This is a genomic window from Pedococcus sp. P2_D9 (genome assembly GCF_056404275.1).
The window spans coordinates 127,549-150,198 of the sequence record NZ_JBFUEI010000002.1; the positions used below are offsets into that span (position 1 = coordinate 127,549).

Annotated in this window: 19 protein-coding genes; 7 read left to right on the forward strand and 12 right to left on the reverse strand. The window is 71.4% G+C overall.

Annotated elements, in window-relative coordinates; all coding sequences use genetic code 11:
• Positions 1-15 precede the first annotated feature (15 nt).
• The 10 genes from AC1DXJ_RS03410 to AC1DXJ_RS03455 all read right to left on the reverse strand — a co-directional run bounded on the left by AC1DXJ_RS03410 (position 16) and on the right by AC1DXJ_RS03455 (position 14,471).
• Entirely contained in the window at positions 16-726 is a 711-nt protein-coding gene (locus AC1DXJ_RS03410; protein ID WP_477613557.1) for an SRPBCC family protein, read from the reverse strand.
• A gap of 4 nt (positions 727-730) precedes the next feature.
• The gene (locus AC1DXJ_RS03415) at positions 731-1,585 is read right to left on the reverse strand and encodes an FAD binding domain-containing protein (protein WP_477613558.1); all 855 of its coding nucleotides are present in this window, start codon (positions 1,583-1,585) and stop codon (positions 731-733) included.
• Positions 1,582-4,068, reverse strand: coding sequence for a xanthine dehydrogenase family protein molybdopterin-binding subunit (locus AC1DXJ_RS03420; RefSeq protein WP_477613559.1), 2,487 nt, complete (start codon positions 4,066-4,068; stop codon positions 1,582-1,584). Before AC1DXJ_RS03420 ends, AC1DXJ_RS03415 begins: the two co-directional genes overlap by 4 nt.
• On the reverse strand, positions 4,065-4,562 hold the full coding sequence (locus AC1DXJ_RS03425) for a (2Fe-2S)-binding protein (RefSeq protein ID WP_477613560.1): 498 nt from the start codon (positions 4,560-4,562) through the stop codon (positions 4,065-4,067). The genes AC1DXJ_RS03420 and AC1DXJ_RS03425 overlap by 4 nt, the downstream gene beginning before the upstream one ends.
• A 111-nt stretch (positions 4,563-4,673) precedes the next feature.
• Positions 4,674-5,891 (reverse strand): XdhC family protein, encoded by a 1,218-nt coding sequence (locus AC1DXJ_RS03430; RefSeq protein ID WP_477636319.1) that lies wholly within the window; start codon positions 5,889-5,891, stop codon positions 4,674-4,676.
• Positions 5,884-7,038 (reverse strand): vWA domain-containing protein, encoded by a 1,155-nt coding sequence (locus AC1DXJ_RS03435; protein WP_477613562.1) that lies wholly within the window; start codon positions 7,036-7,038, stop codon positions 5,884-5,886. Before AC1DXJ_RS03435 ends, AC1DXJ_RS03430 begins: the two co-directional genes overlap by 8 nt.
• On the reverse strand, positions 7,035-7,925 hold the full coding sequence (locus AC1DXJ_RS03440; protein ID WP_477613563.1) for an AAA family ATPase: 891 nt from the start codon (positions 7,923-7,925) through the stop codon (positions 7,035-7,037). Before AC1DXJ_RS03440 ends, AC1DXJ_RS03435 begins: the two co-directional genes overlap by 4 nt.
• 48 nt (positions 7,926-7,973) lie before the next feature.
• The gene (locus AC1DXJ_RS03445) at positions 7,974-8,546 is read right to left on the reverse strand and encodes a nucleotidyltransferase family protein (RefSeq protein WP_477613564.1); all 573 of its coding nucleotides are present in this window, start codon (positions 8,544-8,546) and stop codon (positions 7,974-7,976) included.
• Positions 8,547-8,599: 53 nt separating this feature from the next.
• A complete protein-coding gene (locus AC1DXJ_RS03450) occupies positions 8,600-8,872 on the reverse strand; it encodes a hypothetical protein (protein WP_477613565.1) in 273 nt (90 codons plus the stop codon).
• Between the two features lie 73 nt (positions 8,873-8,945).
• Entirely contained in the window at positions 8,946-14,471 is a 5,526-nt protein-coding gene (locus AC1DXJ_RS03455; protein WP_477613566.1) for an ATP-binding protein, read from the reverse strand.
• 197 nt (positions 14,472-14,668) lie between these two features.
• Here AC1DXJ_RS03455 and paaA point away from each other — a divergent pair, with 197 nt between their 5' ends.
• From paaA to AC1DXJ_RS03490, 7 genes are read left to right on the forward strand one after another with little or no spacing between them, the layout of a single operon-like run.
• Entirely contained in the window at positions 14,669-15,643 is a 975-nt protein-coding gene (paaA, locus tag AC1DXJ_RS03460) for a 1,2-phenylacetyl-CoA epoxidase subunit PaaA (protein ID WP_477613567.1), read from the forward strand.
• Complete coding sequence (gene paaB / locus AC1DXJ_RS03465; RefSeq protein ID WP_477613568.1) at positions 15,640-15,954, forward strand: 1,2-phenylacetyl-CoA epoxidase subunit PaaB; 315 nt, start codon at positions 15,640-15,642, stop codon at positions 15,952-15,954. The genes paaA and paaB overlap by 4 nt, the downstream gene beginning before the upstream one ends.
• A gap of 11 nt (positions 15,955-15,965) precedes the next feature.
• Positions 15,966-16,991 (forward strand): 1,2-phenylacetyl-CoA epoxidase subunit PaaC, encoded by a 1,026-nt coding sequence (paaC, locus tag AC1DXJ_RS03470; protein WP_477613569.1) that lies wholly within the window; start codon positions 15,966-15,968, stop codon positions 16,989-16,991.
• 2 nt (positions 16,992-16,993) lie between these two features.
• The gene (paaD, locus tag AC1DXJ_RS03475) at positions 16,994-17,569 is read left to right on the forward strand and encodes a 1,2-phenylacetyl-CoA epoxidase subunit PaaD (RefSeq protein ID WP_477613570.1); all 576 of its coding nucleotides are present in this window, start codon (positions 16,994-16,996) and stop codon (positions 17,567-17,569) included.
• Entirely contained in the window at positions 17,570-18,670 is a 1,101-nt protein-coding gene (gene paaE, locus AC1DXJ_RS03480; protein WP_477613571.1) for a 1,2-phenylacetyl-CoA epoxidase subunit PaaE, read from the forward strand.
• A gap of 27 nt (positions 18,671-18,697) precedes the next feature.
• The gene (locus tag AC1DXJ_RS03485; protein WP_477613572.1) at positions 18,698-19,876 is read left to right on the forward strand and encodes a thiolase family protein; all 1,179 of its coding nucleotides are present in this window, start codon (positions 18,698-18,700) and stop codon (positions 19,874-19,876) included.
• Positions 19,873-20,727 (forward strand): 3-hydroxyacyl-CoA dehydrogenase family protein, encoded by an 855-nt coding sequence (locus tag AC1DXJ_RS03490; protein WP_477613573.1) that lies wholly within the window; start codon positions 19,873-19,875, stop codon positions 20,725-20,727. Before AC1DXJ_RS03485 ends, AC1DXJ_RS03490 begins: the two co-directional genes overlap by 4 nt.
• Here the strand turns inward: AC1DXJ_RS03490 and AC1DXJ_RS03495 are convergent.
• Both AC1DXJ_RS03495 and AC1DXJ_RS03500 read right to left on the reverse strand, forming a co-directional pair.
• Positions 20,715-21,341 carry a TetR/AcrR family transcriptional regulator gene (locus tag AC1DXJ_RS03495; RefSeq protein ID WP_477613574.1) on the reverse strand — a complete coding sequence of 209 codons (627 nt, stop codon included), beginning with the start codon at positions 21,339-21,341 and terminating at the stop codon, positions 20,715-20,717. The two genes, AC1DXJ_RS03490 and AC1DXJ_RS03495, sit on opposite strands and share 13 nt — an antisense overlap.
• 28 nt (positions 21,342-21,369) lie before the next feature.
• Positions 21,370-22,605, reverse strand: coding sequence for a D-arabinono-1,4-lactone oxidase (locus tag AC1DXJ_RS03500; RefSeq protein ID WP_477613575.1), 1,236 nt, complete (start codon positions 22,603-22,605; stop codon positions 21,370-21,372).
• Between the last annotated feature and the right edge of the window lie 45 nt (positions 22,606-22,650).

Genomic DNA, 22,650 nt, shown 5'->3' on the forward strand with positions numbered 1-22,650 from the left:
GAGGCGGCCGGACCCCTAACCGCTCATCGCCCGCCAGATCACGATCACGGCCACCACCACGACGACGCCGATGGCTATCTGCTTGCCGTAGGACCTGAGGAGCACCGGCAGGACCGCGCTCCCGAGGTCGAGCGCGTCGTCCGTGCTCGCGGGTGCAGGTTTCGTTCCAATGGGGTGAGATACCTGCGGCTCGGGGGCCATCGGGGCTTCCGGCTCGGGCTCGGGCTCGCCAGAGGGCTCCCCCACGGGCGGGACCTCAGTGGGGTCCCCCACGGGCGGGACCTCGCCGATCTTGCCCTCGATGCAGCCGATGAACTGGCCGAGCAGCTTGTCCGACACGTCCTGCATGACGCCGCGGCCGAACTGCGCGGGCTTGCCGGTCACGGCGAGGTCGGTCTGGACGTCGGCGCGGGTCGACCCGTCCCCGACGTCGGTGAGCTGGATGGTCACGGTGGCACCCGCCGTGCCGTTGCCCCGCTTGTCCTTGCCCTTGGCCTCGATGACCGCCCGGTGGGCGCCGTCGTCACGCTCGACGAAGGCGCCCGTGCCGGAGTAGACCAACGCGATCGGGCCGAGCTTGACCTTCACCGTGCCCGCAAAGCCTTCCTCGGTCACCTCCGTGACCGTGGCGCCGGGGAAGCAGCCGCCGACCAGGGGCAGGTCCATGAAGGTCGCCCAGGTCCGGTCGACCGTGGCAGGCACGGTGAAGGAGTGGCTCAGCTCCACGGGCTCAGCCTCCCGCTGCCGACAGGACGGCCCGTCGGGTGAGCACCGTCGCGAGGTGCTTGCGGTAGTCGCTGTCGCCGTTGAGGTCGGACGGCGGGTTGGTGCCGTCGGCAGCGGCGGCGCACGCGTCCCGAACCGCCTCGTCGGTGGCCGCCTTGCCCACCAACGCCTGCTCCACCGTCGTGGCGCGCAGCGGCGTGGACCCCATGTTGGTCAGTCCGATGCGCGCCTCGGCGATCGTGCCGCCGTCGACGCGCACCGTCGCCGCCACGGCGACGATGGACCACTGGTGCGACACCCGCACGAACTTCTCGTAGCGGTGGCCCCACCCGGTGTGCTTGGGGATCCGGATGGCGGTGAGCAGCTCGCCCTCCCCCACGGCCGTCTCGAACAGGTCCTGGAAGAAGTCGCCGGCGGCCACGGTGCGTTCGCCGCCACTGCCGGCGATGACGAACTCGGTGTCGAGCGCGAGCGCCGGAGCACCCACGTCACCAGCCGGGTCGGCGTGGACGAGCGCTCCGCCGACCGTGCCCCGGTGGCGGATCTGCGGGTCGGCCACCTCGGCGATGGCGTCGGTGAGCAGCCCCGCGTGCTGGCGGACGAGATCGCTCGCCAGCACGTCGGCATACGTGGTCATGGCACCGATGACGAGGTGGTCACCGTCCTCGGTGACCCCCTTGAGCTCCTCGATCCGGCCGAGGTCGATGACCTTCTCCGGGGCGTTGAGGCGCATCCGAAGGATGGGCAGGAGGCTCTGGCCACCGGCCAGCACCTTGGCGTCGTCGCCGGCCTCGGCGAGGGCCGCCAGGGCGTCGGCCACGGACGTGGGTGCCACGTAGTCGAACGATGCGGGGATCACTGGTCTGCTCCGTTCGTCGAGGCACCGGTCGGGCCGGCGTCCTGGTTGGGCGCATCCGCGTCAAAGTGCGGCTGCGCCTGGTCCGTGGTGGCCTCGGACTGGTTGGATCCGGCCGACTGGATGGCCCTCCAAACGCGCTCCGGGGTGCACGGCATCTGGATGTCGCTGATGCCCAACGGTCGCAGCGCATCGACGATGGCATTGACGACTGCGGGTGTGGAGGCGATGCAGCCCGCCTCGCCGACACCCTTGGTGCCGAGCGTGTTCGTCGTCGACGGGGAGGTGGTGTTCTCCGAGACGAAGCTGATCGTGTCGGCGGCCGTCGGGAGGGTGTAGTCGACGAACGACCCCGTGACCAAGGTCCCCTGGTCGTCGAAGACGGCCTCCTCCCACAGCGCTTGCGCGATGCCTTGGAGCACGCCACCGTGCACCTGGCCCTCGACGATGAGCGGGTTGATGATCTGCCCGACGTCGTCGACGCTGACGTACTTGCGCATGGTGACCTGGCCGGTCTCGGTGTCGACCTCCATGGCGCACAGGTGCGTGCCGTGGGGGAACGAGAAGTCGTCGGGGTCGAAGGTGGCGTCGGCGTCGATGCCGGACTCGACACCGGGCGGCAGGTTGTGCGACGTGAACTGGGCGGTCGCCACCTCCGTGATGCCGATGCCGTTGTCCGTGCCGCGGACGGTGAACCGGCCCGAGGAGAACTCCAGGTCGTCGACGCTCGCCTCCAACAGGTGGGCGGCGACGACCTTGGCCTTCTCGACGACCTTGTCGGCGGCACGCACGACCGCCTCGCCGCCCACGACGAGCGACCGCGAGCCGTAGGTGTCGAGCCCACGGGGTGAAATCTGGGTGTCGCCGTGCAGCACCTCGATGTCCTCGAAGGGCACCCCGAGGCGATCCGCCGCGATCTGGCTCCACGCCGTCTCGTGGCCCTGGCCGTGGGGTGAGGTGCCGGTGATGACCTCGACCTTGCCGGTCGCCAGCATCCGGATCGAGGCGTGCTCCCACCCGCCGGCGCCGTAGTTGAGGGCGCCGAGGATCCGTGAGGGTGCGAGGCCGCACATCTCGGTGAAGGTGGAGACGCCGATCCCGAGCTGGACCGGGTCCTTGCGCTCCCGGCGTTCGCGCTGCTCACGCCGCAGCCCTTCGTAGTCGAAGAGCTCGACGGCGCGGGCCGTCGCTGCCTCGTAGTTGCCCGAGTCGTACGTCATGCCCGCCACCGAGGTGAACGGGAACTCGTCGCTCTTGATCCAGTTCTGCTCGCGGATCTGCAGGGGGTCGACCCCCACCTCCGCCGCCAGGTCGTCCATCAGCCGTTCGATGGCGTAGGTGGCCTCGGGACGGCCGGCGCCGCGGTAGGCGTCCACCCAGGTGGTGTTGGTGAGCACCGTCTGCACCGTGAACCGGTAGGCACGGAACTTGTAGATGGCGTTGTACATCCACGCGCCGAGCACGGGGACACCGCCTCCGACCAGACCGACGTACGCGCCGAGGTTGGCGATGAGGTCGACCTTCAGGGCCGTGACCGTGCCGTCCTTGGTCGCCGCGAGGGTGAGCGTCTGGTACTGGTCGCGGCCGTGGTGGCCGGAGACGAGCGACTCCGACCGGGTCTCGGTGTACTTGACGGGCTTGCCGACGTGGCGGGCGGCGGCCAGCGTCGCGAACTCCTCGGCCGTCGTCTGCAGCTTGCCGCCGAACCCGCCGCCGACGTCGGGTGCGATGACCCTCACCTTCGACTCCGGTATGCCGGTCGTGGCAGCGATGAGGAACCGCAGGATGTGCGGGACCTGGGTCGAGGTCCACACCGTGATCTGTTCACCCGTGGGGTCGACCACGGTCGACCGGGGCTCCATGAAGGCCGGGATCAGTCGTTGCTGGCGGATCTCCCGCTCGATGACGATGCCGTCGGCGCGAGCCTTGGCGATCTCGTCGTCGACGGAGGTGCCACTGCCCTGGTCGGCGGAGTCGAGCCGCCACAGTGCCGACTTGTTGGTGCCGAGGTCCGGGTGGGCGAGCACCGCGTCCTCGACCGCCTCCTTGGCGTCGAGTACCGCTGGGAGCTCGTCGTAGTCAACGTCCACGAGCTCCGCGGCGTCGCGGGCCTGGGCCGCGGTGCGTGCCACGACGACGGCCACGATCTCGCCGGCGCAGGCGACGTGGTCGACCACGATCGGCAGGTGGGCGGGCGCCTTCTGGTCGGTGGTGATGGGCCACGCGTTGGCCACGGCGCCCTGACCGTCCTTGACGTCCGCTCCGGTGACGACCGCCATCACCCCGGGAGCCTTGCGGGCCGCTGCCGTGTCGATGCCCCTGATCATGGCGTGGGCGTGGGGGCTGCGGACCATGGCGGCGTGGAGCATGCCCGGCAGGACGATGTTGTCGGTCCAGCGGGTGCGACCGGTGATGAGGCGCTGGTCCTCCTTGCGCAGGCGCCGGCTGCCGATCTCGGCGGCCGGACGCGTCTCGACGGCGGTCATGCCTGGCCTCCGTCCGGGCCCGAGCCCCCAGCGGCGGAGGCCCCCGCGGCCTGCTGCACCGCCTTGACGATGTTGACGTAGCCCGTGCAGCGGCACAGGTTGCCCTCGAGCCCGACCCGGATCTCCTGCTCGGTGGCGTTCGGGTTCTCGTTGAGCACGTCGATGGCCTGCATGATCATCCCGGGGGTGCAGTAGCCGCACTGCAGCGCGTGGCACTGGTGGAACGCCTCCTGCATCGGGTGCAGCTCGCCGTTCGTGGAAAGCCCCTCGATGGTGGTCACGTCGTGGCCGTCGGCCTGGACCGCGAGCACGTTGCACGACTTCACGCTGCGCCCGTCGAGGTGCACGGTGCAGGCCCCGCAGTTGCTGGTGTCGCACCCGACCACCGTGCCGGTCTTGCCCAGCTGTTCCCTCAGGTAGTGGACGAGGAGCGTCCGCGGCTCCACCTCGTCCGAGTAGTCGACTCCGTCGACCGTGACGCTGATGCGGGTCATTCGCTCACCTCTCTGTGACGAAACACCTCTGACGGAACACCTGTGACAAACGCTGGGCGCGGCCGCCGCCGCACTTCGGATACTTGTCGTCAGGACAAGTGCTGGCAACGGTCAATCCGGGTGGTTTCCGGTGACCTCCTCCATTCCGGTGGATGCCCCCACCAACCCCGTCGCATGGTGGTGGATCGGCCCCTCGCGGTGGCCCAGCCGATCTCCTCGGCCTCCCCACTGGAGCGCGATGATCTCCGCCGCGATGCTCACGGCCGTCTCCTCGGGAGTGCGCGCCCCGAGGTCGAGACCGACCGGGCTCGAGAGCCTGGCCAGCTCGTCCTCCGTGAGGCCGGCCTCCCGCAGCCGTCCCATCCGGTCGTCGTGGGTGCGGCGCGATCCCATCGCCCCGACGTAGCCCACCTCGGGCAGGCGCAGGGCGAGCTCGAGGACCGGCACGTCGAACTTCGGGTCGTGGGTCAGCACGCAGATCACCGTGCGGGCGTCGATCCGGCCGGCGTCCCGCTCCGCCGCGAGGTAGCGGTGCGGCCAGTCCACGACGACCTCGTCGGCGGACGGGAACCGCGACGCCGTGGCGAAGACCGGTCGGGCGTCACAGACCGTGACCTGGTAGCCGAGGAAGTGGCCCTGGTGCGCCACCGCCGCGGCGAAGTCGATGGCTCCGAAGACCAGCATCCGGGGCCTGGGTGCGAAGGAGGAGACGAAGACCCGCATGCCCTCGCCGCGGCGCTCCCCGTCCGGGCCGTAGGTGAGGGTCTCGGTGCGACCGGAGGCCAGCAAGCCGCGCGCGTCGTCGGTGACCGCGTCGTCGGCTCGCGACGACCCCAGCGTCCCCGTGTCCCCGGCGGCGCCGTTGACTCCCGCGGGTCCAGGGGGATCGGACTCCGGACGGACGACCAGCCGGCGCCCGAGCCACGCCGGGTCGGGGTGCTGGATGACCGTCGCCACGGCGACGGGGCGACCCGCCTCGATGTCCCCGGCCACCGCTCCCAGCTCGGGGAAGGTCTCGCGGCTCACCTGCTCGACGAAGACGTCGAGGATCCCTCCACAGGTCAGCCCCACGGCATACGCGTCGTCGTCACTGACGCCGTAGCGCTGCAGGACCGGCACGCCGTCGGCGACCACACCCTCGGCGAGCTCGTAGACAGCGCCCTCGACGCACCCGCCGCTGACCGACCCGACGGCCTCGCCCCCGGGGCCCACGAGCATGGCGGCTCCCGCCGGGCGGGGCGCCGAGCGCCACGTGGCGACCACGGTGCCCACACCGACCGTGGCACCGGCCCGCCACCAGCGGAGCAGCTCGGGGAGCACCTCACGCACGCGCAACCACCTCCACGAGCTCCTCGAACGTCGCCATCGAGTGACCTGCCACGAAGTCGTCGACGTGCGGGAGCGCAGCGACGATGCCCTGCTGGACGGGCTCGTAGCCCGGCTTGCCGCGATGCGGGTTGACCCACACGACCCGGTGGGCCAGCGCACTCAGCCGGCGCATCTGCTCGCCGAGCGCCGCGGGCTCGTCGCGTTCCCAGCCGTCGCTGAAGAGCACGACCACCGCGCCCCGGGCCATCCCTCGTCGCCCCCACCTGTCGAGGAAGGCTCCGATCCCCTCGGCCAGCCTGGTGCCGCCCGACCAGTCGGGGACGCAGGCACCGCAGGCGACGATCGCCCGCTCTGGGTCGCGCTGTCGGAGCGGGCGCGTGACGTGCGTCAGCCGCGTGCCGAGGGTGAACACCTCGACCGGCAGACCGCTGGCGGCGTAGGTGTGTGCCAGCCGCAGCAGGGCGTCGGCGTAGGCGCTCATCGAACCGGACACATCCACGAGCAGGACCACCCGGCGAGGGCGGGCTCCCTTGTGCCGCCACGCGATCGGGCCCGGCTCCCCCATCCGTCTCAGCTGTTCCCTCAGCGTCCGGCGGGCATCGACGCCGCCCCTCCGCGACGGGGTGTGCCGGTGGGCCGGACGGCGCGGCGCGCGTGGCCGCAGGGCCGCGAACATGGCCGCGAGCCGCGCGCGGTCGGCGTTGCTGAGGGAGGCCACGTCGCGGTGGCGGAGCACCTCCAGGGCGCTGGCCGACGCGCGCACGAGGTCCTGTGGCGACTCCGGGTCCTCACCCTGCCCCTGCCCCGCGTCGAGGGGGGCGTGGGCGACGGTGTGGGACGTGTCGCGCCGCGCGCGCCGCGTGGCACGCTCGAGGCCGAACCACGCGGCATACACCTGGTCGTAGCGCTCGAGGTCGGCCGGTGAGGCACACAGGGTGGCGCGCCCGGCCCAGTAGGCGCCGGACTCGTCGTCCATCCCGACGGCCGCCACCGCGTCGAGGTAGGTGCGCTCGCGGTCGGCCGTGACGTTGACGCCCGCGGCCCTCACCGCCCGGGCGAAGCCCAGGAGGATCTCGTCCGCGGCGTGAGCGGGTGCGGCAGGCGACGGGGCAGCCATCGGCGGGACCGGCGTCGGCGAGGCCGTCATCGGGCCAGGATCCGGTCGAGCGCCGCGCGGACCTTCTCGGCGTCCTCGCGGTACTTCACGGCGACGCCAAGGCTCGCCGACGCGGTGTCGAAATCGAGGTCGGACGCACCCAGCTCCTGCAGCGCGCGAGCCCAGTCGAGGGTCTCCGCGACGCCGGGAGGCTTGATCAGGTCTTGCTCATCGCGCAACCGGTGGACAGTCGAAACCACTTGCGCGGCAAGGGATTGTGAGACTTCCGGAGCGCGCGTCCTCACGATCTCCAGTTCGCGCTCGAGGCTGGGGTGGTCGATCCAGTGGTAGAGGCACCGACGCTTGAGCGCATCGTGGAGCTCGCGGGTGCGGTTGGAGGTGAGGACCACGATCGGCGGCGTCGCGGCCGTCACGGTCCCCAGCTCGGGGATGGTCACCTGCCACGTCGAGAGCACCTCGAGCAGGAACGCCTCGAACTCGTCATCGGCCCGGTCGATCTCGTCCACGAGCAGGACGACCGGCGACTCGCGCAGGGCACGCAGCACCGGCCGGGCGAGGAGGAACCGCTGGTCGAACAGCTGCGCCTCGACCTCGGCCAGGTCCTGCCCACCCGCCGCCACGGCCTCGACGGCTCGCAGGTGCAGGATCTGGCGGGGGAAGTCCCAGTCATAGAGCGCCTGGGTCGCGTCGATGCCCTCGTAGCACTGCAGCCGGATCAGCGGCAGGTCGAGCGCTGCCGCGATGCCCTCCGCGAGCGCGGTCTTGCCGGTGCCGGGCTCGCCCTCGAGCAGCAGCGGGCGCTGGAGTCGCAGCGCGAGCCAGGCAACCGTGGCGAGGGCGTCGTCGGCGAGGTATCCCGTGTCGGCAAGCCCCTGCGTCAGCTCCCCCGCGGACTCAAAGGCCTCGCGTGGCTCCATGTCCACAGCATCACCCATGCTGGCGACTAATTGAAGGGGCAACCCCGGTCACAGGTCGTCAGGGGTGTCGACGTCGTGCCCCGACGCGAGGTGACCGACCTCGACGACCGCGTGGGGGTGGGTGGCGAGGTAGTCACGGGCGCCGTGGTCGCCCGTGGCGGTGTCGGCGATCGCGGTCCAGTGGTCGCGCCCGATCACCACCGGGTGCCCGGGCACTCCTCGGTATGCCGCGCGCGCCAGGGCGCTCGGCGCGTCACCTGCGGCGGTGAGCACCGTCGCGACGACGTCGGCGCCCACGTCGGGGAGGTCGACGAGCAGGACGCAGGCCACCTCGGCGTCCGTGGAGTGGAGGGCGTCGATGCCGCGGCGCAGCGAGGCACTCTGGCCCTGTGCCCAGTCGGCGGCCTCGACGACCAGGTCCGCTCCCGCCGCGGTCGCCAGTGCTTCCGCGCGCTCGCCCTCCGCGCCCACCACGACGACGACCGGCGCGCAGCCTCCGTCGCGCAGCACCCGAACGCCCCGCTCGACGAACGTGCCACCGGTGGGGTCCCCGAGCACCGCCTTGGGGGTGCCCATGCGGCGGCCTCCCCCGGCAGCGAGGAGCAGCCCTGCGGGTTTCACCCGGCCAGACTGCCACGGGACCGCACCGGAGCGCCGGAGGGCGCGGGCGCACGTCAGACGGGGGGCTCGGCCTGGCGTACGTCCTCGACGTAGCGGTGACCGACGGAGAGTCGCTCCGCGACGGTCTCGACCCAGCGTGGCGGCTGCTCCCCGATCCCCCTCGCGGCGAGACCGGCGGTCAGGTCGGCCTGCACGTCGAGCGGGTCGCGGCCCTCCGCACCAGGGGCGAGTGCGTCGATCACCTCCTGGATCACCGACTGCACGACCCGGTGGCGGTCGACGTCACCCTCGTCCATCGACGCGAGGTCACGGTTCTGCTCACTCATCGTTCCTCCTGCGGTTAGAGGGGTGTTCACCCGTCTCGTACCCACAGCCGGGTCGCGGCATGCGTCAGGCCGGTCAGCTGCTGCGCGCCAGCCCTGCCTCGATCGCGGCGATGATGCGGGGCCGCAGCTCGTGCGGGTCGATGACGGCATCGACCGATCCCACGCTGACGGCGCGGTGGATGCTGTGCACGCCGTCGAACTCCGAGGCGACCTCGCCGAGCTTCTCGCTGCGCACCGCGGTGCGCAGCTCGGCGAGCTCGGTGGACAGTCGGGCGCGCTCGGCGCCCCATGCCTCGCCGAGCCGTGCCTCGAGGTCCTTGACCCGCGGGTCCGCTGCGGTGCGGGCGTCGACGTCGCGGGAGAAGACGACGGCTGCTGCGGGCGCGCCGCCGATGACCGACGCGAACGACCCTTCGACGGCCAGGACGGTCATGTTCGGGTTGAGCGCCTTGGAGAACACGACGAACGCCCCACCGTGGTAGCGGCTCACGACGCAGAACACGATCGGACCCTCGAAGTTGACGATGGCCCGGCCGATCTCCGCGCCGTACTCGAGCTGCAGGCTGCGCATCGACTCGGGCGACCCGTCGAAGCCGGACAGGTTGGCGAGCACGACGACGGGACGGTTGCCGCTCGCGGCGTTGATCGCCCGCGCGGTCTTCTTGGACGAGCGCGGGAAGAGGGTGCCCGCGGTGTAGGTGTCGGGTCCGTCGGTGGGCGGGAAGCCCCGTCGCGCAACGGTTTTGGACTCGATGCCGATGAGGCAGACGGGGATCCCGCCAAGGTGGGCGTCCTGCACGACCGAGGTCTCTGCGTCGGCCATGCCGGCCCAGCGCTCGAGCGTCGCGTGGTCCTGGTCGGCCACCGCCGCCATCAGGATGCGGATGTCGAAGGCCTTCTTGCGGTCCGGGTTCGTGGCCGCCGAGAAGATGTCGCCCACCGTCGTGAAGCCGGAGTCCGGCATGACGTGCGGGTATGCCGTGACGTCCCGGGCGACGTCGTCGCTGGACTTCGCGCGACGTGGCCCGGCCTCACCCGGGTGCACGTAGGTGTGGTCGTAGTGGGCCATCAGGACGCCGTAGGCGCCGGCGAGGTCGCGCGCCCAGTACTGCGCCTGGCCGTTCGGCCCCATGACCCGGTCGTAGCCGCCGATGCCGAAGTTGTCCTCGGCCGACACCCCGCCGGAGAAGTCGAGCGACTGCTTGCCGGTCAGCACCATGGCGCTGTCCGGGGTCATCACGAGGATGCCCTTGGTGTGCATGAGCATCGTCGCCTCGGCGTTCCAGTAGGGCTGGGCGCCGACGTTGATCCCGGCGACGACGATGTTGATCTCGCCACCGTCCTGGGTGAACTCGATGATCCGCTTGAGGGCCTTGGCGACCCAGTCCATGTTCTCCGTGCCGGAGTCCATCGAGATCCTGGCGCCGGCGGACAGGGCGAACCACTCGACCGGCACCTCCATCCGCTCGGCCAGGTCGAGGGCCGCGATGACACGCGCGCACTCGGCCTCGGAGACTGCACCGAGGGCCTTGAGCGGGTCGCCGCAGAGCAGCACCCGGGTCATTCCCTCGGGATAGCGCTCGGTGGGCGTGGTGATGACACCCGCGATGATGCCCGCCTTGTTGAGGCCGTAGGGCCGGTCGACGGGGACGAGCACTCCGGCGTCGTCCAGGTCGTACTCGGTGGCGGTCCCACCGGGTCCGGCGATCATGGCCTGCAGCTCGTAGGGGTAGACGACCCCACGACGACGGGCACGCACGACCTTCTGCGCGTAGTCGTCCAGCGGCTTGAGGCGGGTGGTCGGCGGCTCCTCGACGGAGGTCACGACGCCCGACCCGGGCTGGTAGTGGAACCGTGCCGCGAGAGGCGCGCTGGCACCGTCGGGCGTCGCGATCCGGCCCTGGACCAGGACCTCCTCGATGCCTGCACCGGCGGTCAACGGGGCGATCCGGGCCTGGAGGGCGGTCAGCTGGTTGAGGTCCGCCTCGATGGGTGGCCAGATGTGGACCCACACGTGGTTCATGTCGAGCCGGGCACCGGCCGCTCCACGAGCCGACCGCGCCCGGCGGATGGCCTCGAGGCAGTTGGCGATGGCGCGCTCGGCGTGGGGCAGGGCCGTCACCCGGCCCTGCTCGTCGCGGACGACGACGAGCTGACGGACCTGTGCCAGCGCGACGAGGCGCTGGTCGGCCTCGTTGCCCGGGGCGGTGCACAGGTAGAGCAGGACGTCCTCGGGGGCTTCGAGACGGGTCACGTCGAAGTCGCGAAGCCGCCAGAGGTTGAGGCGCCGCCCGACCATGGGGTGCACCCCGCGCACGAGCCGGTCCTCGACCATGGCGCCCTCGCCGTCGGGACGGAAGGTGAAGTACGCCACCGGTCGTCCGGCACCGGGGCAGACGGCGACGGCCACGCGGCGCACCCGCTGCGCGAACGGCATACCGGCGAGGAAGTCACCCAGGCGGTCGGAGGCGTCCTCGGGCGACTCCGGCTCGTCGGGCCACGACAGGTAGAGGTCGACCACGCCGTCGGAGCCCGCGGCGCTCTCGTCGAGCTGGGCCGACACGGCCTCGGCGAGCTCGCCGTCAGCCGTGAGCTCGTCGACCCGGCCGACACTGGTGACCAGGTGCGTGGGCCGACCGTCGAGCGTGTAGTCGGCGATCGCGAAAGGCCTTGTGCCAACTGAGATCTCGCGCAGAGCGGTCAGGTCGTGGTCGCGGTAGTGACGCTTGATGAGGACGGCCAGCATCGGCTCGCGCCGAGGCACGCCCCGGTCCAGCCGCTCCGCGAGGAACTGCACGATCTGCTCGGGGATGGCGGCGAGGGCGTCGATCCGACGGGCGCGCTCCTCGCTCTCGGGCATTGCCTCCAGGGCGGTCAGCTCGTCGCTGACGCCACCGAGGATGCTGGCCCGGTCGGCGTCGACCAGGGGCTGGTCGAACCAGCGGAACCGCACGCTGCGGGCGAGGTCGCCAACGACCGGGAAGCGCAGCTGGGTCGCGACGACGAGCCGGTCGAGGACCTCTCGGGCGGCACTGTCGAGAGGGGCTTCGGGACAGGGCTCGACCATCCAGCGCTGCAGCAGTGACGTCGCGAGCGCGACATCAGGGGCTGACCGCTGCTGCGAGAGGAAGACCCGGAAGACCGCCTGCTCCAGCTCGGCGGTGCGGTCCAGGCTGTCGATGCCGTAGTGCCGCACGACGTTCGACAGCTTGGCGCGGAACTGCTCGGGCAGCGCCCCGCGATCGGGGTCGAGGCTCTGGAGGTAGGTGTGGAAGTGCTCGCGGGGGCTGTGCACCCGGTTCTCGACATGGGTCTCCTCGCCGGCCGGCCGGTTGCGGCTCAGCTCGGCGAAGTCGGCGAACACCTCGAGCACGGCGACCTCGGCACAGACCTGCGAAACACCCTGCGCAGTCAGCTCGTCGCGGGCGGCGAGGTAGGTCGCCAGGGTGCTGCCCTCGTCGCGCTGGTCGAGGTCGTAACCGAGGAGCATCGCGGCCAGGGCGGACCGGGCGTGATCCGCGGAGGCGGCAGCACCGTCGCCCGTGGTGGAGTCTTCGGGCAGGTCGAGGTCCACGGCCTCGTCGGCGTCGCCGGCCTCGGCCGCCTCGTCAGCGTCACCCACCGGTTCCAGCCGGACCAGGGGCGTGCCGGTCTCGACCTGGCTGCCCGCCGACACCAGGAGCTCCTTGACCCGGCCGGCGAACGGCGCGGGCAGGACGGTCTCCATCTTCATCGACTCGAGCACGAGCACCGGCGCGCCTGCCGCGACCTCGGCGCCGACGGCGACAGGGGTGGCGACGACGAGCGCCGGAGCCGGCGAGCGCAGCACGCCGCCCTCGTCCCGGCTGACGCGGTGCGTGACCCCGTCGACCTCCACGAGCTGGACCGGGCCATGGGTGGCGGTGATGAGTCGATGCGTGCGCCCGGAGATCGTGAGGCGGCTGGTGTACTCGTCGAGACGGTCGAGGTCGGCATCGACGGTCTGCTCGACGGCGCCGGCGGCGAGGGCCACACGGAACTTGTGCGGCCCGATCCGCCACACCGTGACCTTGTAGGCCGTGCCGCGCAGCTTGAGGTCGATGGCCCGTCCGGTGCGGTGCTGCACCTGGGGCCGCCCACCCCGGGAGGTCTCGAGCAGGCGGGTGCGCTCGACCTCCTCCTCGTCCTCGTAGCCCTCGATACCCGCGGCGACGAGGGCCACGCCCGAGTGGCGGTGCGAGACCAGCCGGCCCTCGGCCCGGACCCGGTCGATCCATCCCGTGTCGGCGCTGCCGTCGATGATCTCCGGCTGGTCGAGCAGGTCGAGGATGAAGCTCTTGTTGGTCGAACCCCCCTCGATGACGACAGTGGTCTCGCCCATGGCGCGACGCAACCGGGCCAACGCCTCGTCACGGTCACGCCCGACCGCGATGATCTTGGCGATCATCGAGTCGAAGTCGGCGGGGATCGAGTCCCCTTCTCCCACACCGGTGTCCACCCGGATGCCGGGGCCGCTGGGGAGCTGCAGCAGGGCGATCCGACCCGGCGACGGGGCGAAGTCACGGTCGGGGTCCTCGGCGTTGAGGCGCGCCTCCACGGCGTGGCCCTCTTCGCGCGGGCGCTCACCCTCGAGCCGGCCGCCGGCGGCCACGTGGATCTGGAGCTTGACCAGGTCGGTGTCGGTGGTGACCTCGGTGATCGGGTGCTCGACCTGGAGGCGGGTGTTGACCTCGAGGAAGGCAAAGAACTTGTCGCCCGGGTGGTAGAGGAACTCGACCGTGCCGGCCCCGGCATACCCCACTGCGACGGCGAGGCGCTCGGCACTGGCCTTCACCTCTGCCACCTGCTCGGGGGCGAGGACGGGCGACGCGGACTCCTCGATGACCTTCTGGTTGCGTCGCTGCACAGAGCAGTCGCGGACGCCGATGGCCCAGGCGGTGCCCTGCCCGTCGGCGATGACCTGCACCTCGACGTGGCGGGCGCCGGTCACCAGCCGTTCGAGGAACACGACGCCGGAGCCGAACGCGCGCTGGGCCTCGTCGCGCGTGCGCTCGTAGGCGTCGGTGAGGTCGGCGTCGGAGGCGACCATTCGGATGCCCCGTCCGCCACCGCCGGCGGTCGCCTTGAGCATGAGGGGGTAGCCGATCCGGGCGGCCGCCGCCTTCGCGTCCTCCAGGGTGTCGACGCCGCCGCCGCTCCACGGGGCCACCGGGACGCCGACCTCCTCGGCGATGATCTTGGAGCCGATCTTGTCCCCGAGCTTGCGCATCGCCTCGGGACTCGGGCCGATGAAGGTGACGCCGATCCCGGCGCAGACCTCGGCGAAGTTCGGGTCCTCGGCGACGAAGCCCCAGCCGACCCAGGCGGCATCCGCTCGGGTCTCGGCCAGCGCCTTCTCGAGGACGGCGTAGTCGAGGTAGGGGCGGTTGGCTGCCGGTCCGAGGTTGTAGGCGTGGTCGGCCTCGCGGACGAACATGGCCCGCTTCTCGCCCTCGGTGTGCAGGGCGATGGTCTCGATGCGGTGCCCGTCAGCCCCCGCCTGCGCGTTGAGGTCGCGCACCGCGTGGATGAGCCGCATGGCGGCCTCGCCGCGGTTGACGATGGCGATGCGCGAGAACATCGGGTGGGCCTCCCAGCGACGACGGACTGCGGAACGGTGCCGAGCCTGCCACCGATCACGGGTGACGCGCGAGTAATGCGATGCGTCGGCACGCGGCATACCGTGGTTGCCACCTGCTTGCTTGCCAACACCCGACGGCACCTGAGACACTATTACAGACCGTTCGGTCAGTTATTGGCCCCACCGCGGAGGGTTGCATGACGGACACCACCACTGCCCCGGCCACGCCGGGTGGCGAGGCCGACCTCCTGGCCGGGTTCGAGGCGACGATCAGCCACAACGACCGCATCGAACCCCGCGACTGGATGCCCGAGGGATACCGCAAGACGCTCATCCGCCAGGTCGCCCAGCACGCGCACTCCGAGATCATCGGCATGCAGCCGGAGGGCAACTGGATCGGCCGCGCGCCCTCGCTGCGCCGCAAGGCGATCCTGCTCGCCAAGGTCCAGGACGAGGCCGGCCACGGGCTCTACCTCTACTCGGCTTGCGAGACGCTCGGCGTCAGCCGCGGCCAGCTCACCGAGATGCTCATCGAGGGCCGCCAGAAGTACTCCTCGATCTTCAACTACCCGACCCTGTCCTACGCCGACGTCGGCACCATCGGGTGGCTCGTCGACGGCGCCGCGATCTGCAACCAGGTGCCGCTGTGCCGGACGTCGTTCGGGCCCTACGGCCGCGCGATGATCCGCATCTGCAAGGAGGAGTCCTTCCACCAGCGGCAGGGCTTCGAGCTGCTCATGACGATGATGCGCGGCACCGACGAACAACGCGCGATGGTGCAGGAGTCGGTCAACCGGTTCTGGTGGCCGGCGCTGATGATGTTCGGCCCGCCCGACGACGAGTCCCCCAACTCGGCCCAGTCGATGGCGTGGGGCATCAAGCGGAACACCAACGACGACCTGCGCCAGCGGTTCGTCGACATGTCCGTGCCGCAGGCGAAGGTGCTCGGCGTGACCTTCCCCGACCCCGAGCTGCGCTGGAACGAAGGGCGCCAGGCCCACGACTTCGGCCAGCCGGACTGGGACGAGTTCATGCAGGTCGTCAAGGGCAACGGCCCGTGCAACACCCAGCGCATCGCCCACCGACGGGCCGCGCACGAGGACGGCGCCTGGGTCCGCGAGGCAGCGACCGCGTATGCCGCTCAGCAGCTTTCCGAGGAAGGCACGGCATGAGCGACGCACTGTCCCCCGACGAGCGGGTGCGCGCCGAGTGGCCGCTGTACGAGGTCTTCGTCCGCGGGAAGCGCGGGCTGAACCACGTCCACGTGGGGTCGCTGCACGCGGCCGACGACCAGATGGCGCTGCGGCACGCCCGCGACGTCTACACCCGTCGCAACGAGGGTGTGAGCATCTGGGTCGTGAAGTCGCAGGACATCGCCGCCTCGAGCCCGGACGAGAAGGACCCGATGTTCGCTCCGAGCGGCGACAAGGTCTACCGGCACCCGACGTTCTACGAGATCCCCGACAACGTCCCCCACATGTGAGCTGCTGACCCATGCCTGACCACAACGTGTCGCCCGAGAGCGCGCTGCCCGACGGGCTCGACGCCCTCCAGTCGGTGGCCGACGACGTCGTCCACCAGCCGTCCCACCCGGCGCCCGACCCCAACGACGCTCACGGGTCGGTCTACGACGGTCTCCTCGGGGGCGACCCGTCGCACTGGGCGTTCGGCACCGACTTCGAGGACCCGCTCGCCGGGGTCGACACGACGATGCCCGACGGCGTGGAGGCCGCGGACCTCGGTGCCTACTGCGTGATGCTCGCCGACGATGCGCTGATCGCCTCGCAGCGGCTCTCCGAGTGGTGCAGCCGCGCGCCCGACCTCGAGGACGACATCGCGCTGTCCAACATCGCGCTCGACCTGCTCGGCCAGGCCCGGCTGCTCCTCGCCCGCGCGGCCGCGGCCGACCCCTCGCTCGTGCCCACGCTGCCCGACGGGTCGCCTGTCCCGCCCGAGGACGCCTTGGCCTTCTTCCGCGACGCGGGGCAGTTCCGCAACGTGCGCCTCGTCGAGCTCGACAACGGCGACTTCGCCGTGACGATCGTCAAGCTGCTGCTGCACTCCAGCGCGCGCATCGCGATCTTCGAGCAGCTCGTCGACAGCCGCGACCACGTGCTTGCAGCGGTCGCGGCCAAGGGCGTCAAGGAGCTGACCTACCACCGCGACTACGCCGGGCGCTGGTTCCTCACGCTGGCGCGTGGCACGCAGGAGTCCCGGCGGCGGCTCGAGGACGCCCTCGACGCGGTGTGGCCGCTGCACGCAGAGCTGTTCCGGACGCACGACGTCGAGGCGCGGGTTGCGGCCGCCGGCGTCGGCGTCGACCCGGCGACGGTCGCCGACGACGTGGCCGTCGTCCTCGCGCAGGTGTTCGCCCTCAGCGGCATCGAGCAGCCGACCAGGGCGCCGCTCGCAGCGGTCCAGGGCCGACAGGGGCGCGACGGCATGCACACCGAGGCCCTGAGCCGGATCGTCGGCGAGATGCAGGTCGTCGCCCGAGCCCACCCGATGGGTCAGTGGTGACCATGACATCGACCACCCAGACCTCTCGGCGGTTCGACCTGGACGCGCCCGGCGATCTAGGCGCGTCTGCATCGAACCGGGAGCTGCGGAAGCGCGCGCACGCCGTGGCCCGCACCGTGACCGACCCCGAGATGCCGATGCTGACCCTCGATGACCTCGGGGTACTGCGCTCCGTCGAGGTGTCGGACACCGGAGCCGTGACGGTGGCGATCACGCCGACCTACACCGGGTGCCCCGCGATGGCCACCATGCGTGACGACCTCGTCCGCGTGCTCCGTGAGTCCGGCTTTGCGGACGTGACGATCCGGGTGTCCCTCTCCCCCGCCTGGTCGAGCGACTGGATCACCGATCGTGGCCGGCAGGCGCTCGTCGACCACGGCCTGTCAGCCCCCGGCCCCGTGCCGGCCCGCTCTGGACCGATCGCCTTGTCCCTCAAGCCGATCCGACGCGCGCTCCACTGCCCCCAGTGCGGATCCGGCGCCGTCGAGCTGACCTCCGAGTTCGGGCCGACGGCCTGCAAGGCGCTGTACCGGTGCTCGACCTGCCTCGAGCCGTTCGAGCACGTGAAGGAGATCTGAGTGACCGCCGCCACCGGCTCGTTGCTGCTCCCGAAGACCAAGCGCACCGCGCCCACCTTCCACACCCTGACCGTCCACTCCGTCGAGCAGCTGACTGACGATGCCGTGGCGGTGAGCTTCGACGTCCCGGCCGAGCTTGCCGCGGCATACGACTTCGTCGCGGGGCAGTCGCTGACGCTGCGGCGCACCATCGACGGGCAGGAGCACCGCCGCACCTACTCGATCTGCGCCGCCGTCGGCGAGCGCCCGCGCATCGGCGTGCGCGAGATCCCCGACGGGCTTTTCTCGCGCTGGCTGGTCCGCGAGGTGCGGCCAGGGACCGAGATCGAGGTGCAGACACCGTCGGGGAGCTTCCGGGCCGACCCTGCCACCGGCGGACGTCACCTGTGCATCGCTGCCGGTTCGGGCATCACGCCGATGCTGTCGATCGCCAGCACCATGCTGAGCAACCCGGCGGCCGAGGTCACCCTGATCTACGGCAACCGCACCACCGGCTCGGTGATGTTCGCCGAGGAGCTCGCCGACCTCAAGAACCGTTACGGCGCAAGGCTTCAGCTCATCCACGTGCTCTCCCGCGAACCCCGCGACGTCGAGCTGTTCTCCGGCCGCATCGACGCCGACCGGCTGCGCAGGCTGCTCGCCGTGCTGGTGCCGGTGGACGACATCGACGACGTGTGGCTCTGCGGGCCGTTCGCCATGATCGGTGCCGCCCGCGAGGTGCTCGCCGAGGTCGGCGTCGCCGAGGACCGCGTGCACTTCGAGCTCTTCTACGTCGACGAGCCCCCACCGGAGCTCCACCGTGCCGACGCCGTCGTCGAGGGAGAGACCAGCGACGTCACCGTCGTGCTCGACGGGCTCAGCTCGACCACGCCCATGCCACGGAGCCAGTCGATCCTCGACGCCGCCCAGGCCTCCCGCACCGACCTGCCATTCGCCTGCAAGGGCGGCGTCTGCGGCACCTGTCGGGCCCTGGTCCGCGAGGGCGACGTCGACATGCGGCGCAACTACGCCCTGGAGAAGGCAGAGGTCGCCGAGGGCTTCGTCCTCACGTGCCAGTCCTACCCTGTCAGCGACACCGTGACCGTCGACTTCGACGCCTGACCGTCCCCCAGAACCAAGGAGCAGAGCGTGACCGAAGCCTTCATCGTGGACGGCGTGCGCACCCCCATCGGCCGGTATGCCGGTGGGCTGGCTTCCGTGCGCGCCGACGACCTCGCGGCCCTCGTGGTCCGCGAAGCCGTCACGCGCGCCGGTGTCGACCCGGAGCTCATCGACGAGGTGGTGTTCGGCGCGGCCAACCAAGCCGGTGAGGACAACCGCAACGTCGCACGGATGGCGGTCCTGCTCGCGGGGCTCCCCCAGTCGGTGCCGGGCTTCACCGTCAACCGGCTCTGCGCCTCGGGCCTGACCGCCATCGCCACTGCGCGCCAGATGATCGCCGCGGGCGACGCCGACCTCGTCGTGGCCGGCGGCGTCGAGTCGATGACCCGGGCACCCTGGGTCACCGAGAAGCCCACGAAGGCGTTCGCCCGACCCGGCGCGACCTTCGACACCTCGATCGGGTGGCGCTTCACCAACCCGCGGTTCGACGCCGACACGACGTTGACCATGCCGCAGACCGCCGAACGCGTTGCGCAGCAGTGGAACCTGACGCGTGAGGAGCTCGACGCCTTTGCCCTTCGGTCGCACGAGCGTGCGCTCGACGCGATCAAGAACGGCCGCTTCGAGGCCGAGACCGTCGCCGTGCCACTGCGTGACGGCGAGTTCACGACCGACGAGGGACCTCGGGCCGACACGAGCCTCGAGCGCCTCGCCGCCCTGCGCCCCTTGCACGGTCCCCACGGGCTGGTGACGGCCGGAAACTCCAGTGGCCTCAACGACGGTGCAGCCGCGGTGGTGGTGGCGAGCGAGCGGTTCATCGCCGAGCACGGCCTCACCCCGCGAGCGCGGATCGTCGCTGCCGCGAGCGCCGGAGTGGCTCCCGAGATCATGGGCATCGGCCCCGTCCCCGCGACGCGCAAGGCCCTGAACCGCGCTGGCTGGACCGTCGAGGACCTCGAGGCCGTCGAGCTCAACGAGGCCTTCGCCTCCCAGTCCCTCGCCTGCATCCGCGACCTCGGGCTGCACGAGGACCTGGTCAACGCCGACGGCGGCGCGATCGCCCTCGGCCACCCGCTCGGCTGCTCCGGCACCCGCATCGTCGTCACCCTGCTGGGCAGACTCGAGCGGGCGAACGCCCGGCGAGGCCTGGCCACCATGTGCGTCGGCGTCGGCCAGGGCAGCGCCCTGCTCCTCGAGCGCCCATGACGAGCCACGAAGGCTCGCTGCCGACGCGTGTCGGCGTCTACGGCGGCGGCCGCATGGGCGCCGGGATCGCGCACACCTTCCTCGCGGCGGGCTGCACGGTCGTGGTCGTCGAGAGCGACGAGCCGACGGCCCAGGCCGCGCGGGAGCGGGTCGTCACCAGTCTGGGCAAGGCCGCCGAACGTGGCCTGCTCGCTGACGTCGACGCAGCCGCGGCGCGCCTCACCGCCACCAGCGACACCGCTCACCTCGGCGACGTCGAGCTGGTCGTCGAGGCCGTCCCGGAGGACGCCGCCCTCAAGCTGGCCGTCTTCCAGCGGGTCGAGCGGGTCGCACCCGAAGCGGTCCTGGCCACCAACACGAGCTCGCTGTCGATCGACACCATCGCCTCGGGGCTGCGGGCGCCCGAGCGGTTCATCGGCCTGCACTTCTTCAACCCCGTCCCCGCCAGCGACCTGGTCGAGGTCGTGGTCGGCGAGCACACGGCATACGCCCTCGTGGAGCAGGCTCGCGGTTGGGTGGCGGCGCTGGGCAAGACGGCGATCACGGTCAAGGACTCACCGGGCTTCGCGAGCAGTCGCCTCGGGGTGGCCATCGCGCTCGAGGCGATGCGGATGGTGCAGGAGGGCGTGGCGTCCGCCGAGGACATCGACACCGCGATGACGCTGGGTTACCGGCACCCCGTCGGACCGCTCAGGACCACCGACATCGTCGGCCTCGACGTCCGGCTGGCCATCGCCGAACACCTGGCGCGCGAGCTCGGGCCCCGGTTCGAACCTCCTCAGCTCCTGCGCGACAAGGTGGCGGCGGGCGAGCTGGGTCGCAAGAGCGGGCGCGGCTTCTACGACTGGTGAGGCGGCCTGATCGCCAAGCCGTCGAAGGCGATGGTCGTGATCGCCTCGGACAGCTGCGCCCCATCGACCCCGCCACCAGCGCGGTGCCACTCGACCAGCGAGTTCACCATGCCGAAGAGCAGCCGGCTGACCAGCGCCGGAGCCACGTCGGTGCGCAGCGAACCCTCGTCGATGGCTTCCTTGACCAGCGCGGCAAGGCGCGCGTCGATCTCACGGCGGCGGCCGAGCGCGGCAAGCTCCACCTCGCTGTTGCCGCGCACGCGCAGCAGGAGCGTGACGGCCGGCTGGTGCTCGACCAGCACCTCGACGCTCTTGTGCACCGCCTGACGCAGCCGTTCGTATGCCGTGCGGCCGGCAGCGTCGCTGCTCGCCTCCTCGATGACCTGGGTGAGCCCGTCCAGGGCCTCGTCGAGGGCGAGGGACAGCAGGTGGGTCTTGCTCGGGACGTGGTGGTAGATGGCGGACTTGGTGAAGCCGAGCTCGCGGGCGAGGTCACCCATGCTGGTGCCGTCGTAGCCCTGCTCGTTGAAGAGCTCGATCGCGCGGCGCAGCACCGTCTCCTGGTCGTAGCCCGGACGACCCCGGCGGGGGGTCACCGGCGCGGTGTCGCTCACGCTGGTCAGACTCTCACAGGGTCGCCGCTCAGCCGACCACCTTGTCGAGGAACGCGTTGCCGAACTTGCCCTCGGGGTCGGCGCCGGCCCGCAGCTGCCGGAAGTCATCCCAGCGCGGGTAGAGCGCAGCAAGGTCGTCGGCGGTCGCCACGAAGCACTTGCCCCAGTGCGGCCGAGCACCCAACGGCAGCAGGGCGGCCTCGATGGCCGGCAGCACGGCATACACCCCTGCTTCGTCGAGCTGCCAGGTGAAGTGGAACCCCACCGTAGGCCGCCCGTAGGAGCTGCTGAGCCACAGGTCGTCCGCGGCAACGGTGCGGATCTCGACGCTCTGCAGGACCGGGGCGAGCAGTGGCTGGAGTCGCCGCAGGGCTGCCAGGGTGTCCAACGCCGCGGACCGGTCGACGAGGTACTCGCTCTGCAGCTCCTCACCCCGGCTGGGGGTGAACTCGCGGCGGAAGTGTGGCAGGCGGTCGAGCCACGCGCCGGCCACGCCGCTCTGGTCGGTGACGGAGTCGGTCGGGGCGCCGTCGAGCATGTGCAGCGGCTCCGTGGCCCGCGGCGACCCCAACAGGTCGTCGCGGGCCTGGGCCGACCGGCTCTTGCACCAGACCTGGAGGACACCGCGATCATCCAGTCGGGTGAACAGGCTGACACTGTCGGCGGCGCTCGTGATTGCGTCGAGCTCGGATTCGACCACGTGCCAAGGCATCTCGGTGTAGACGTCCTGGCGCATCGAGTAGCTGGGTTCGACGTCGAGCGTCAGCCGGGTGACGATGCCCAGGGCGCCGAGGGCCACGACACTGCCCTCGAAGCCGGCGTCGCCGCGCGCGACCGTCCGCAGCTCGCCGTCGGGACCTACCAGCTCGACGGCCGCCACCGCGGCGGCCAGAGAGCTGAGCTCGTCGCCAGAGCCGTGGGTGTCCGTCGCGACGGCCCCCGCGACGCTGATGTGCGGCAACGACGCGAGGTTGCCCAGCGCCCAGCCGCGCGCCTCGATGGCAGCGGCCACGGTGCCGTAGTCCTGGGCCGCGCAGACGGTGGCGGTGCCGGCTGCCTCGTCGACCTCCAGCACCTGCGGCAGCTGCGAGAGCTCCACGAGGATGCCGTCGGTGTCGGTCAGCCCGGTGAACGAGTGCCGGGACCCCAGGGCCCGGATCCGCGCAGCCCCGGCCACCAGGTCCTGGAGCTCCGCGACACTGGTTGGTCGCGCTACCCGCTGCGCCCCGTAGGTGATGTTGCCCGCCCAGTTCCGCTCGACCATGGCACCAGTCTGGCGCGGCGGGGCCGTTCGCATCCCGGCGGGCCA

What these genes read in the sequence shown, in the direction of transcription:
- AC1DXJ_RS03420 (WP_477613559.1), bottom strand. Translation starts at nt 4,068, where the DNA reads ATGACCGCCGTCGAGACGCGTCCGGCCGCCGAGATCGGCAGCCGGCGC.
- AC1DXJ_RS03425 (WP_477613560.1), bottom strand. Translation starts at nt 4,562, where the DNA reads ATGACCCGCATCAGCGTCACGGTCGACGGAGTCGACTACTCGGACGAG.
- AC1DXJ_RS03435 (WP_477613562.1), bottom strand. Translation starts at nt 7,038, where the DNA reads ATGACGGCCTCGCCGACGCCGGTCCCGCCGATGGCTGCCCCGTCGCCT.
- AC1DXJ_RS03440 (WP_477613563.1), bottom strand. Translation starts at nt 7,925, where the DNA reads ATGGAGCCACGCGAGGCCTTTGAGTCCGCGGGGGAGCTGACGCAGGGG.
- AC1DXJ_RS03450 (WP_477613565.1), bottom strand. Translation starts at nt 8,872, where the DNA reads ATGAGTGAGCAGAACCGTGACCTCGCGTCGATGGACGAGGGTGACGTC.
- AC1DXJ_RS03455 (WP_477613566.1), bottom strand. Translation starts at nt 14,471, where the DNA reads ATGTTCTCGCGCATCGCCATCGTCAACCGCGGCGAGGCCGCCATGCGG.
- paaA (WP_477613567.1), top strand. Translation starts at nt 14,669, where the DNA reads ATGACGGACACCACCACTGCCCCGGCCACGCCGGGTGGCGAGGCCGAC.
- paaB (WP_477613568.1), top strand. Translation starts at nt 15,640, where the DNA reads ATGAGCGACGCACTGTCCCCCGACGAGCGGGTGCGCGCCGAGTGGCCG.
- paaC (WP_477613569.1), top strand. Translation starts at nt 15,966, where the DNA reads ATGCCTGACCACAACGTGTCGCCCGAGAGCGCGCTGCCCGACGGGCTC.
- paaD (WP_477613570.1), top strand. Translation starts at nt 16,994, where the DNA reads ATGACATCGACCACCCAGACCTCTCGGCGGTTCGACCTGGACGCGCCC.
- AC1DXJ_RS03490 (WP_477613573.1), top strand. Translation starts at nt 19,873, where the DNA reads ATGACGAGCCACGAAGGCTCGCTGCCGACGCGTGTCGGCGTCTACGGC.
- AC1DXJ_RS03500 (WP_477613575.1), bottom strand. Translation starts at nt 22,605, where the DNA reads ATGGTCGAGCGGAACTGGGCGGGCAACATCACCTACGGGGCGCAGCGG.